Genomic DNA, 13113 nt, shown 5'->3' with positions numbered 1-13113 from the left:
GGTCGGACCGGGCTCAGCCCGGTCCGAAACCAATTCAGTTCTTCACCACGTCCTTCAGCAGCAGAAAGAAAGATGGCTGAAGGGCAAAGTTCTCAACCCGGTCCGAGGTCACCGCATTCTGCTTCCAGTTGGCCACAAAGACCCAGGGCGCGTCCTGCTGCACGATGCTCTGCATTTCCTGATAGAGCGCCGCGCGCTGCGCCTGATCCGTGGAAGACCGCGCGTCCTCCAGCAGCTTATCCACCTCCGGATTGGAGTAATAGCCCGAATTGAACCCGCCCTTGTCCGGCCAAGCCTCCGTTCGCAGCGCCAGATACGGCAGCGTATCGGGATCGTTCGTCATCCAGGCCATCTGCGCCATGTCGGCCTTGCCTTCCAGGCCCGGGTTCACTTCACCGAGAAAAGTATTCCACTCGTAGGTTTCGATGGTCACATCGAACCCCACCGCCTTCAGATCGGCCTGGATCGCCGTCCCCATGGCCACTGGATCGAGCATGCCGGAGCCGCCTTCGGTCACATAGAATGTCAGCTCCGCCCCCTCGGCGCCCGCTTCTGCAATCAACGCCTTGGCCTTCTCGGGATCGTAAGGATAAGGCTCCAAGCTCTCGTTGTAGGCCCATGCGAAGGCCGGCGGCGTGGGGCCCGCCGCCACCGCCGCGGTACCTTCCAGCACATCGTTCACGATCGCCGATTTGTTGATCGCATAGTTCGCAGCCTGGCGTACGCGGACATCGGCAAAGGGCCCTTCTTTGGCGTTCAGGATCAGAAACCAGACATGCGGCCCCGCCTGTTCATGCAGCGTGTAAGCCTCTCCTGCGAACTCCGAAAGCGCCACGGGCGGCACCTCGACCATCAGGTCGATCCCGCCGGCCAGCATCTCGGCCGTGCGGGTGTTCGCATCGGAGATCGGGCGGAAGACGACGGCTTGGCTCGCCGGCGCGCCATCCCAATAGTCCGGGTTGGCCTCGATCACCACGGCCTCATTGCTACGCCATTCGGAAAAGGTGAAGGGACCGGTGCCCGAGGGGTTGCGGCCGAACTCCGAACCGTGTTGCATGACGGCTGCCGGCGAGACGATAAGCCCCGTGGGATAAGCCAGATTTGACAGGAACGGCGCATAGGGGGCGTTCAGCGTGAATTGCACAGTCAGCGGGTCAATGACCGCGACGTCTTCCACGGCGGAGAAGAAAAAGGCCAAGGGGAAGGGTCCGGTGTCGTGGTAGGGATGATCCTCCTTCAGCATCCGGTCGAAGTTGAACTTTACGGCTTCGGCGTCGAAGGTGCTTCCATCGTGAAAACTCACGCCCTCGCGCAGCGTGAAGGTATAGACCGTCCCGTCCTCGCTGATCTCCCAGGCTGTGGCGAGCGCCGGTTCCACCTCGAGCGTGCCGTCCTTGTAGCGCACCAGGCCGTCATAGACATTCATCAGAATGCGAAAGTCATTCACTGCCGTGACCGCCGCCGGATCGAGCGCCTTGGGCTCGGCGATCTGTCCGACGATCAGCACACCGGGCGGCGTTTGCGCCAGGAGCGGCGCAGCGACGCCGAAAGCCAGGCCGAGGGCAGCCAACGCAGCCAGTACGCCGCGACGCGTCCATGTCAAAACTGTCATTTCTGTTGTCCTCTCTGTTGAATGCCGGTTAGAAATTATCATGATTAATTGCAGTGCTGCAAATTTTCATGATAAATACAAGGAAAATCACTCGAGGTCAGTATATGACGATTTCCCTCCTCGCGTTTGATGTAAATTCGGGCACTTTCGGAGGCGCCGCGACAACGGGCAGCCTTTGCGTCGGTGGATGGGTGCTGCGCGGCGATGTCCGGTCCGGTCTGTCGGCCTCGCAGGGAAGCTCGCCCAGCACGCTTTGGGGCGAAGACGCGCTCAGCCTGATGGGCACCGGGCTCTCGGCGCGAGACACCGTCGCACGGCTGACCAAGGACGATCCGGGGCGCAGTCATCGGCAGCTCAGCGTGTTGGACGGCACAGGCGGCACCGCAAGCTTCACCGGCGCAGACAGCATCGCTTACGCAGGCGCGCTGGACGCCGACTGCCTTGTGGTCAGCGGCAACATGCTGGTAAGTGCCAAAGTTCTGACGGCAGCCCGCGATGGGTATCGCGAAGGCCACGGCCCGATGGCCGTGCGCCTTTTGTCCGGCCTGAGGGCTGCCGCAGCAGCGGGCGGTGACCTTCGCGGCCTGAAATCCGCGGCACTCCTGCAACTGCACGCCGATCACGCGCCGCTCTCGCTGCGGATCGACTATGCCGAAAATCCGCTCGAGGCCATGCAGGCGCTCTATGACCGCGCCACCTCGCAACCCTACGTCAGCTGGACCGAAGTGGTGCCCACGCGCAACGACCCCTACCGATCAAAGACGGCCTAGACGCTGCTCGGCCATGAAGCGGCGCTGCACCTCGGCCTCTTGCGTGATCATCATCGCCTCGGCAGCCTCCATATGCTCCAACATGATCTCGCGCGCCTCCTCGGCGGCGCCATCGCGCAGCGCGACCAGCAACCGCTGATGGCACTCCCGCCCCTTGCGCCAGAGCTCGATGTTTGGCGGGTTGTAGAGACGGCGATAGATCGTCAAATCCGACAGGATCTGCGACATGAAACCGATCAGAAATCCCAGAAGCTCGTTGTCCGCAAAGGACGCCAGCCGCGCATGCACCTCAAGTGAACCCACGTGATGCGCGCGCTCGCCCGCGGCAGATCGCGGCGGGTCGGGAAACTGGTCGGCCAGCTCCTCAAGCTCGGCCAGTTGCGCATCCGTCAGCTTGCCCGCCAGCGAGGCCGCAAGTTCGGGCTCCAGAACCCGGCGCACCTGATAGATATCGGCGATCGTAAGATTTTTGAAGTAGAAGTAATTTCCAAGAAGCGCCCGCGCCCGCTCGGCCGAGACTTCGCCCACAAAGCTGCCGCCGCCCGGCCCTGTGCGGGTTTCGATCAGCCCTTGCGCTTCGAGAATGCGCATGGCCTCGCGAATCGTGCCCTTGGCCATGCCGAACCGCTCGATCATCTCGGGCTCGGCGGGCAGGCGATCGCCGCGCTGGAGATCCTGCTCGACCACCCACTGCTTGATCTCATCCGCCACGCGCACCGGTCTGCTGCGGCGCGGTGCGCGGGTCATGGATTGAGGCGAGGACGGCGGCATGGGCGGGACAGATCCTGTTGGGTACGCTGCCGACGTTGTACCGCCAAGCGCGCCGGGATTGAACCAATAATCGATCATGATAAACCCAGCGCGCCTGGCCGATCTCAGCACGCCAGCGCCACCCCGAGCGCAGAGCCAGACAGAGCGCCACGCGCCCTGGCGGATCGACAACCTCAATCAAAACTAGAAAAACGCGTCGTTTTGGTGTGAAATAGCCGGTATTTTAGTGACCCATTTTAGACCGTGCCGGAGGATTGATCATGGCAACGCGCGCTCAATCGCAGCAAAAAACCTTTCTCACAGCCGCCTGCGCTCTCATCGGAGCAGTGATGCTCTACCAGATGATGCGCCATCTCACCCAGTTTCCGGGGGACGGCGCGCGGCTCTTGCTGGTGCCCGTCTTTCTGGCCAGCCTCTTCGGTATCTTCAAGATGTGGCGCGGCCGCCAGCACGGCTGGTGGATTTTTACGATATCCAGCGTGATCGTCGGTCTGTGGTCGATCGTCGTGCTGGATCAGCCCTGGCAAGGCCAGCTCTGGTACATCCTGGTCTTTCCGCTGATCTTCCGCGCTTTCTACGGCCAGTTGAAGAAATCCCGCACGGTCGAGCTCTTTCTGCGCCGTCTGACCGGCCAGATCGGTGACCTGCTTATGGGGTTGCTCAATGTGCCCTGGCTCGTGGGGCTGATCGAGAAGGTGCCGCCGCTCGATGCCCTGATCAACCGGATCGTGATCAACCGGATCGTCAAGCAAGTCCGCAATCGCCCGCATCCCTTCTCGACCCGCAGCGACTATACCTCCTGGGCCAGTCTCACGGACACGGAATGGAGCGCGCGGCATCTCGGCGTCTCACCGCTCGATCAGGAGAGCCTGCCCGCATGGGAGGACATCAGCCCGCTGTTCGAGCGCACCTCCGGCACGCAGCGCATGTGCCCGAAGTCGACCTGCCTCTTTCCCTCCTTCGCCCAGTATCTGACCGATGGCTTCATCCGAACCCAGACGGATGAGACGGTCGAGGATCGGCTCAAGAAGAACACCTCGAACCATAATATCGATCTCTGCCCGCTCTATGGTCGCACGGAAGACCAGACGCTGGCACTGCGGGTGAAGGAGCCCACGCCGGAAGACCGCGGCAAGCTCAAGTCCCAGATGCTGGAAGATGGGGAGTTTGCCCCCTTCCTCTTCGACGGCGACAAGATCAAGCCCGAGTTCGAGGTGCTCGACAAGCCGCTCGGGCTCGACAACCTCGACAAGGCCATCGAAAAGGCCGACGCCGAGGGCAAGCGGGATGTGGCCGAGAAGGTGCGCGCCAAGCGCGGGCGGCTCTTTGCCTTTGGCGGAGACCGGGCCAATTCCGTCCCTCAGACGGCGATGATCAACACGGTTCTGCTGCGCGAGCACAACCGCCTCGCCAGCGCATTGGGCGAACGTTACCCTGACTGGGATGACGACCGCGTCTTCGAGACGGCCCGGAACATCGTGATCGTGCAGTTCATCAAGATCGTGGTCGAGGACTACATCAACCACATCGCGCCGACCGAATTTCGGCTCAAGGCCGACCCAAAGGCTGCATGGGGCGCGACCTGGAACCGGCCGAACTGGATCACCACCGAGTTCAGCCTGCTCTACCGCTGGCATGCGCTGATCCCAGACGAAATCCGCTGGGGCGAGACCACCCACAAGACCAACCCGTCGTACTTCATGGAGATGAAACCGCTGCTCGACGGCGGCCTGGCCCAGGCGTTCGAAGACATGAGCGCCCAGGCCACCGGCGAGCTTGGACCACGCAACACCACGACGTTCCTGATGCATGTCGAGGAGGCCTCGGTCCGGCAGGGGCGCGCCTGCCGCCTGCGCCCCTTCGCCGATTATCTGGAATACCTCAAGAGACTGCCCATCGAGAGCATGGCCGAGATCTCCTCGGACCCCGAAGTCGCCCGCATCCTCATGGAGACCTACGGCGATGTGGACAAGGTCGACTTCTTCGTCGGCCTTTTCTGTGAAGACCGGGTCAAGAATGCGCCGCTGCCCCGGACTATCCTCTCCTTCGTGGCCCTCGATGCGTTTTCGCAGGCGCTGACGAACCCGTTGCTGTCGGAACATGTCTTCAAGCCACCGCAGGATCCGGAGGCCGAGCACCCGACTTTCTCGAACTACGGCTGGGAGCAGATCGCCACCTGCAGGTCCATGCGCGATCTGGTGCTGCGCAATGTGCCGGCGCCGGAAACGCTTGGTTTCGTCGGTATGACGCAACCCGGCTGGGTCCGGGAGTAGCGCCCGCCGGGCCAGGCGCCCGCCTCGGGCGCCTGGCCCGGCGGGCGACGCAGCAGGCACGCGTTGCGCCTCGGGGATCAGACTGCAGGCGGCAGTGCGCAAAATTCCTTCACGAGCCAGTCGAACACGAGACGCACCCGGCGGCTAGAGTTCACCTCCCGGTGGGCGACCAGCCAGACTTCGAATTCAAAGGGATCGAGCCAGGACACCACCCGCGCGACCGTCGGATCGGCGTCCCCCACACGGGAGAGCATGACGCCGATGCCAAGGCCCTGACGTACCATCTCCCAGTGCACCAGATGCACGGCCGTGCGCACCGCAAACTGTCGCTCGGCGAGGCCAAGACCCATCCCGTTGAGAAACTCGATGAAGGGCACATTGTCCTCGAACCCGATGAATTGCGCCTCGGAGAGATCTTCCGGCGCGTCGAAGGGCCCGTGCGTGTCCAGGTAGGTCCGGCTGGCATAGAGTCGCGCCACTTCGGACGGCAGTTTCCGCGCGATGAGTTGCGGGTCTGTCGGGCGCACTGTGCGGATCGCGATATCCGCTTCGCGCCGACGCAGATCCCGCAGCAGGTTGGTTGCCACAAGCTCCACCTCGATACCCGGATGCGCCGCGCGCAACCGGTCGATCATCGCGGGCAACATGAAAGCCGACGCCACCTCGGTCGCGGTGATCCGCACCGTGCCCTCCACCGACCTCGACTGGCCCGAAGCGGTCATGGACACATGGCTGGCCGCCTCGCCCATCGCGCGCACGTGATCAACCAGCTCGAGCCCGTTGTCCGTCAGCGTCAGACCACGCCCCGCCCGATCAAAGAGCAGCACGCCAAGCTCTTCCTCCAGCGCGGCAACTTGCCGCCCGAGCGTCGGCTGCGTGAGCCCCAGCGCACGTGCTGCGGCAGAAAGCGAGCCCTCTTCGGCCGTGACCAGAAAGGCGCGGGCGCGATTCCAGTCGAACTTCATTGATCGCCAGTCCATGCAAAAATGCATATCAAATAAGCGCATTTCGTCAATTTATTCACGTATCATGCAGAGGTACACGAGGGCGCAGAATGATCCACGGTGACAGAGATGACCTATTCAAACCCCCTTCAGACGAGCAGCGCGCGCGACGCGCGCTTCTGGGACCGGGTTGCGCCGGGCTATGCCAAGCGTCCGGTCGCCGATCCGGCCGCCTACGCGCGCAAGCTGGAGATCACGCAATCCCATCTGCGCCCCGAGATGGAGATGCTCGAATTCGGCTGCGGGACCGGTACGACGGCGCTGACCCACGCAGCCCACGTCAGGCACGTGCTGGCCTTCGATGTCTCGGCCCAGATGATCGCCATCGCCGAAGACAAGGCGCAGGCGCAAGGCGTTGAGAATGTGACCTTCGTGCAGAACCGGATCGAGGATTTCGAGCCGCCCGAGGGCCGCTATGACGCGGTGCTCGCCATGAGCATCCTGCATCTGCTGAAGGACCCGCGGGCCGCCGTCAACAAGAGCTTCGAGATGCTCACACCCGGCGGCACCTTCCACTCTAGTACGGTTTGCCTGAAGACCGGCATGTGGTGGTTCTGGCCCATAGCACGGCTCGGCAAGGCTCTCGGACTGCTGCCGCACGTCTTGTTCCTGGGGCCGCACGACCTGGAGCGAATGGTGCGCGAGGCCGGCTTCGAGATCGAGACATCCTGGCAACCGGGTAAGAAAATCGCGATTTTCATCGTCGCCCGCAAGCCAGGCTGACCCGCCGCGACAGGAACATCTTGACGGATCGCCACAGTTACTCTTAACGTTTGGAGAGTAATGTACAGCACTGTCCAGTGCTCGGATCGGGATCGTCGGGAGGGGTCGCCATGAAGTCGCAGTACCGCGTTGTTGTGATCGGAGGCGGCGTTGTCGGCGCCTCCGTGCTCTACCATCTGGCCAAGCTGGGCTGGAGCGATGTCTGCTTAATCGAACGTTCGGTTCTGACCGCAGGGTCCAGTTGGCACGCGGCAGGCGGCATCCACGCGCTGAATGCGGACCCGAACATCGCAGCCCTTCAGGCCTATACCATCGACCTGCTGAGCGACATCGAGGCGGAGAGCGGCCAGAACATCGGGCTGCACATGACCGGCGGTCTGACTATGGCAGGCACGCCCGACCGGTGGGCGTGGCTGCAGTCGGCCTACCGCACCTTCCAGTCCATCGGGATCGAGGATTGCCGGCTTGTCACGGTCGAAGAGGCGATCGCGCTCAACCCGATCATGTCGGGTGACGGCCTGCTGGGCGGCATGTGGGCCGACCGCGAAGGCTATATCGACACCACAGGCACGGTGCACGCTTATGCCGGGGCCGCCAAGAAACACGGCGCCGAGGTGATCGAGCACAACCGCGTGCTGGAGCTGAACCAGACCCTGCAGGGCTGGGAGGTGGTGACCGAGAAAGGCACCGTGACCTGCGAACATGTGGTCAACGCTGCTGGTCTCTGGGCCAAGCAGGTCGGGCGGATGGCGGGCATCGAGCTGCCGGTCTCGCCGCTCAATCACCACTACCTGATTTCCGACACCATTCCGCAGTTGGAAGACATCGACTTCGAGGTGCCCATGACGGTGGATCTCGAAGGGTTCACCTATTTGCGGCAGGATCAGAAGGGCGTGTTGCTGGGCATCTACGAGATCGACCACCAGCACTGGATGATGGATGGCGCACCCTGGGAGTACGGGTTCGAACTCCAGCAGGAGGACCCAGACCGGATCGAGCACGAGTTGACCCTCGGGTTCGAGCGCTACCCGTGCCTGCAGGAGGTCGGCGTCAAGACCTGGGTCAACGGCGCCTTCACCTTCTCGCCTGATGGCAACCCGCTGGTGGGTCCGGTGCCGGGCAAGCGCGGTTACTGGTCTGCCTGCGCGGTGATGGCCGGTTTCCTGCAAGGCGGCGGGGTCGGCAAATCGCTGGCCGAGTGGATGATCCACGGTGCGCCCGAGGCGGATGTCTACGGCATGGATGTGGCCCGCTACGGTGTCTGGGCCGAGAACAAGCAATACATCAAGGAGACCACGGGCCAGTTCTACTCCCGCCGTTTCGTGATGACCTATCCGAACGAGCAACTGCCCGCGGGCCGCCCGCTGAAAACCGCAGGCGCCTACGCGGATATGACGGCGGTGGGCTGCCAATGGGGTCAGAGCTGGGATCTGGAGGTGCCGCTCTACTTTGCCGAGCCGGGCTTTGCGGAGACCCCCTCTCTGAAACGCTCCAACGCGCATGACATCGTCGCGACAGAGTGCAAGGCGGTCCGGGAGGCGGTGGGGCTTCTGGACATCACCGGATTCTCGCGTTTCGAGGTGTCCGGCCCGAATGCGGAAAGCTGGCTCGACCGGATCATGGCCTCGAAACTGCCAAAACCGGGCCGGGCCCGACTGGCGCCCATGCTGGCCGAGGATGGCCGTCTGAAGGGCGACCTCACCATCTTCAACTGGGGCGACGGAACCTGGTGGATCATGGGCAGCTATTACCTCCGCGCCTGGCACCTGCGCTGGTTCAACGACCACATGGACGAGGGCGTCACCGTCCGCGATCTGGGTGAAGACACGGCGGGCTTCTCGCTTTCGGGGCCGGCTTCGAAAACAGTGATCGAGAAGCTGACAGACGGGCCGGTGGGCGAGCTGCCCTTCATGGGCTGCGGGGCCTTCGACATCGGCCCGCTGCGCTGCAAGGTGGGGCGTCTCTCGGTCACGGGCGAGCTCGGCTACGAGATCCACTGCCGCGCGGGCGATCACGCCACCCTGCGCCGCATCCTGCTGGAGGCCGGTGCCGGCGAGGGCATCCGCGAGATCGGCTTCAACGCGCTCCTCAGCCTGCGGATCGAGAAGAGCTTCGGCATCTGGAACGCGGAATTCACGCAAGGCTACACACCGGGCATGACCGCCATGGACCGCTGGATCGACTGGGAGAAAGACTTCGTCGGCAAAACCGCAGCACGTGCCGAGCGCGACGGGAACGGTCCGGCGCAAATCCAGGTGACGCTGGAGATCGAGGCCGAAGACGCGGATGCCAGCGGCTATGAACCGATCTGGGCGGGGGAGGAGAAGGTGGGGTTCGTGACGTCCGGCGCCTACGGTCACACCCTGGGCAAATCGCTGGCCATGGCACTGGTGAACACCGAACATGCCAAGCCGGATACGGCACTGAGCGTGCATGTGGTGGGTGTCGAGCGCGCGGCCAAGGTCATCCCGCCGTCGCCCTACGATCCGGAGGGCCGGGTCATGCGCGTATGACCGTCGCCGAGACAACCGGGCGGCGGCGCACACGCCGGGGCGGTGGAAGCCCGCCTGCTAAGCGTAAGGTTGACTATCGCCGCCTGCGCAACCCGTTCCCGCCCATGCCGGTGTTCTCGGACGACAGGATCGAAGCGATCCACGAGGCTGCACTGGATGTGCTGGAGCGGCTCGGCACCAAGGTGCTGTTGCCCGACGCGCGCAAGGCCTACAAATCCGGTGGCGCCACCGTCCATGAGAACACCGAGATGGTGCATATCGGGCGCGAGATGGTGTTCGCGGCACTGGCCAGCGCGCCGCGACAGATCCCGGTGCGCGGCGCGGTGCGCGAGCGCGACATCATGCTCGAGCTTGGCAACCTGGTCTTCCAGCCCGGTGCCGGCGCTCCTCATGCCACTGATCTCGAGCGCGGGCGCCGTCCGGGCACCGAACGCGACTTTCGCGAGCTGGTGCAGCTCACCCAGCATTTCGACGTGCTGCACATGGTGCCGCCGCTGATCGAGCCTCAGGATGTGCCCATGCACATGCGCCACTATGCGACGCTGGATGCGCAGCTCTCGCTCTCGGACAAGGTACCCTTCATCTTCGCGCGCGGAAGCCCACAGGTTGCGCAAAGCTTCGAGATGCTGCGCGATTTCCGCGGGCTGTCGGATGCGGAGTTCGCCGCGGAAAGCCACTGCTACACGATCATCAACACCAACTCGCCGCGCACGCTCGACCGACCCATGGCGCAGGGGCTCATGGACTTCGCCAAGGCGGGGCAGGTCAGCATCGTAACCCCTTTCACGCTCATGGGTGCGATGGCGCCAATCACCGTGGCCGGTGCAATCACGCTCAGTCACGCCGAGGCGCTCGCGGCGATCACCCTGACCCAGCTCGTGCGCCCCGGGGCACCTGTCTGCTATGGCACCTTCACCTCCAACGTCGACATGAAATCGGGCGCGCCCGCCTTCGGCACGCCGGAACACTTCAAGGCGAGCCTCGCCGCAGGGCAGCTCGCGCGGTTCATCGGCCTGCCTTGGCGCGGCGCCAGCGGCTCGGTCGCCAACCTCAATGACGTGCAGGCCGCCAATGAGACCCAGTTCGGCACCTGGGGCTGCCTGCTCGCGGGGGCCACGGTGGTGATCCACGCCGCGGGATGGCTCGAAGGCGGGCTGACAGTCTCTTATGAAAAGCTGATCACGGATCTGGAAGTCGTGCAGATGGTGGCCGAGCTTTGCGCCGAAACGCCGGCCGAGGAGGCAGAGATCGCCCTTGACGCGCTCGAAGATGTCCAACCCGGGGGCCACTTCTTCGGCACGGCTCACACGATGGACCGCTACCAGACAGCGTTCTACCAGCCGCTCGTCGCGGAGCTTTCGAATTTCGGCACTTGGCAGGAGCGCGGCGCCATCGACACCACGAGCCGTGCCACCGGCATCTGGAAGCAGATCCTGGCCGAGACCTCCGGCCCCACCGTCGACGCGGACGCGCTTGCCCGCTTGCGCGCGGACATCCGCACCCGGTCCGAGGCGGGCGGCGCCCCGCCGGAGAGCTGAGGTGAACGCGACACAGGACAAAGCCGCCGAACCGACCGGCAATGTGAAGGTGACCCGCCAAGACTGGCTCGACGCGGCCCTGGCCGCGCTTCTGAAGAGCGGGGTGGAAGGCGTCAAGATTCAGCCGCTGGGCGTGCAGCTCCAGGTCTCACGGTCCAGCTTCTACTGGTATTTTACGTCCCGCAAGGACCTGCTGCGCGCGCTTTTGGAACACTGGCAACGCACCAACACCGCGGCAATTGTCGCCATGGCCGAACGACCTGCCCAGACAATCACCGAAGCGGTCGGCAATGTCTTTCGCTGTGTGATCAACCCCGCCCTCTTCGACACGCGGCTGGATTTCGCGATCCGCGACTGGGCGCGCCGCGCGCCGGATGTGCGGGCAGTCCTGCAGGCCTCCGAAGCAGAGCGGCTCGAGGCCTTGCGCGCCATGTTCGCGCGCTTCGGGTGCCCCGAACTGGAAGCCATCGCCCGCGCGCGCATCCTCTATTACATGCAGATCGGCTACGACGACGCGCAGCTGAACGAGCCGATGGAGGCGCGCAACCGCCTCGTGCCCAGCTATCTCATCGGATTCACCGGGCAGGCGCCATTGCAAAGCGAGGTGGATGCGCTTATCGCTTATGCACGTGCGGTCGATGCTGGCGAAAATCCGAAATAGGCTTTTGCGATGCGCACTTTTGCGAATACCTCCGCGCACTTAAGTGTTATTTGAAAGCACCCGACGCGCGCTACATCCTGCCGCAACCAGCAGCGCCCCGCACGGAAAGGCCCTTCCATGACTGCGACCGCCCTCCTCCGCCTGCTGCGTCTGCTGACCGCCGCAGTCGCAGTCTGCGCCACTATTCAACCAGCGATGGCGCAGGGCGGCCCCGCGTCGGTGGGCGTTGAAACCGTCGAAATCAAGACCATCGCCGAGACCGTGCCGCTCTTTGCCGAGGTGGTGACCTCGCGTGAAGGCACCGTCGCCAGTCGCATTGCGGGCACAGTCGATACCGTGCATGTCCTCGAAGGTGTTGCAGTTTCCCAAGGTGACATCCTGGCCGAGCTCGACACCGAACTGCTGGAAATCCTTGCGCGCCAATCCGAGGCCGGCCTTGCCGAGGCGCGCGCCGGCATTGCCACCGCCGAAGCCCAGGTCGACCGCACGACCAAGGCTCTGGCCCGGATCGAGGGGCTGCGCGGCACCACCTCCTTCTCATCGAGCCGGTTCGACGAGGCGCAAAGCGACTTCTTGGAGGCTCAGGGCCAGCTCGCCGAGGCCGAAGCGCGCTTGAAGACGGCCGAGGCCAATGCCGCTGAAGCAAGCTACGAGCTCGACCGGGCCCTGATCCGCGCGCCCTTCTCCGGCATCGTGCTCGAGGTCAACGTGAACCCCGGTGAATTCATCAGCGCCGGCGCGCCGGTGGTCTCACTGCTCGACACCACCTCCTTCGAGATCGAGGCGAGCGTGCCCTCGAGATACATCCGCGTTCTAAAGCCAGGTCTCGCGGTCGAGGGCGTGACCGACGCGGGTGAAGAGCTGGCGCTGACCGTCCGGGTGCTGCTGCCGGTTGAGGAAACCGCGACGCGGACGCGACCCGTCCGCTTCACCTCAGATCAACTGACCGGGCTGCAAACGACCGCCATTGGCCAGTCCGTCACCGTCTCCATCCCGATCAGCGCGCCCCGCGAGGTGCTGTCCGTGCCCAAGGACGCGCTGGTGCAGGCGCGCGGCGGCTGGACGGTCTTTGTCGCCGAAGACGGTCAGGCCCAGCCGCGCCCGGTGCAGATCGGGGTGGCGCTGGGAGACCGCTTCGAGGTGCTCAGCGGACTTGCCGAGGGAGACACGGTTGTAACCCGCGGCAACGAACGGCTGCGCCCTGGCCAGCCCATCGCACCGATGGGCGATCCGACGAACGGAGGCTGA

At 64.2% G+C, this 13113-nt stretch carries 10 protein-coding genes; 7 read left to right on the top strand and 3 right to left on the bottom strand.

The window, feature by feature from the left end; all coding sequences use genetic code 11:
- Positions 1 to 34: 34 nt before the first annotated feature.
- The gene (locus MUB52_RS10350) at positions 35 to 1612 is read right to left on the bottom strand and encodes an ABC transporter substrate-binding protein (RefSeq protein ID WP_263844140.1); all 1578 of its coding nucleotides are present in this window, start codon (positions 1610 to 1612) and stop codon (positions 35 to 37) included.
- A gap of 104 nt (positions 1613 to 1716) precedes the next feature.
- Here MUB52_RS10350 and MUB52_RS10345 point away from each other — a divergent pair, with 104 nt between their 5' ends.
- Positions 1717 to 2382 (top strand): DUF1028 domain-containing protein, encoded by a 666-nt coding sequence (locus MUB52_RS10345; RefSeq protein WP_263844139.1) that lies wholly within the window; start codon positions 1717 to 1719, stop codon positions 2380 to 2382.
- Here the strand turns inward: MUB52_RS10345 and MUB52_RS10340 are convergent.
- Entirely contained in the window at positions 2368 to 3153 is a 786-nt protein-coding gene (locus MUB52_RS10340; protein ID WP_263844138.1) for a FadR/GntR family transcriptional regulator, read from the bottom strand. The genes MUB52_RS10345 and MUB52_RS10340 overlap by 15 nt on opposite strands.
- Before the next feature lie 260 nt (positions 3154 to 3413).
- Here MUB52_RS10340 and MUB52_RS10335 point away from each other — a divergent pair, with 260 nt between their 5' ends.
- A complete protein-coding gene (locus tag MUB52_RS10335) occupies positions 3414 to 5426 on the top strand; it encodes a peroxidase family protein (protein ID WP_263844137.1) in 2013 nt (670 codons plus the stop codon).
- A gap of 77 nt (positions 5427 to 5503) precedes the next feature.
- On the opposite strand, the gene MUB52_RS10330 is transcribed toward MUB52_RS10335, so the two are convergent.
- Entirely contained in the window at positions 5504 to 6406 is a 903-nt protein-coding gene (locus tag MUB52_RS10330) for a LysR family transcriptional regulator (RefSeq protein WP_263844136.1), read from the bottom strand.
- Between the two features lie 93 nt (positions 6407 to 6499).
- Between MUB52_RS10330 and MUB52_RS10325 the strand changes: the two genes are divergently transcribed.
- From MUB52_RS10325 to MUB52_RS10305, 5 genes are all read left to right on the top strand, one after another.
- Positions 6500 to 7153 carry a class I SAM-dependent methyltransferase gene (locus MUB52_RS10325; RefSeq protein ID WP_263844135.1) on the top strand — a complete coding sequence of 218 codons (654 nt, stop codon included), beginning with the start codon at positions 6500 to 6502 and terminating at the stop codon, positions 7151 to 7153.
- A 110-nt stretch (positions 7154 to 7263) separates the two neighbouring features.
- A complete protein-coding gene (locus MUB52_RS10320; RefSeq protein ID WP_263844134.1) occupies positions 7264 to 9666 on the top strand; it encodes a GcvT family protein in 2403 nt (800 codons plus the stop codon).
- Positions 9663 to 11204 carry a trimethylamine methyltransferase family protein gene (locus MUB52_RS10315; protein WP_263844133.1) on the top strand — a complete coding sequence of 514 codons (1542 nt, stop codon included), beginning with the start codon at positions 9663 to 9665 and terminating at the stop codon, positions 11202 to 11204. Before MUB52_RS10320 ends, MUB52_RS10315 begins: the two co-directional genes overlap by 4 nt.
- Before the next feature lies 1 nt (position 11205).
- Positions 11206 to 11865, top strand: a complete 660-nt coding sequence (locus MUB52_RS10310; protein ID WP_263844132.1) for a TetR/AcrR family transcriptional regulator — start codon at positions 11206 to 11208, stop codon at positions 11863 to 11865.
- A 117-nt stretch (positions 11866 to 11982) separates the two neighbouring features.
- Positions 11983 to 13113: an efflux RND transporter periplasmic adaptor subunit gene (locus MUB52_RS10305; protein ID WP_263844131.1), complete on the top strand. Its 1131-nt coding sequence runs from the start codon at positions 11983 to 11985 to the stop codon at positions 13111 to 13113.

Origin of the sequence: Roseobacter sinensis (assembly GCF_025755255.1) — a bacterium.
In the GTDB taxonomy this organism is placed as follows: domain Bacteria; phylum Pseudomonadota; class Alphaproteobacteria; order Rhodobacterales; family Rhodobacteraceae; genus Roseobacter; species Roseobacter sinensis.
The sequence above is the reverse complement of the archived record's forward strand: the minus strand, read 5'-3'. Positions and strand labels throughout refer to the sequence as shown.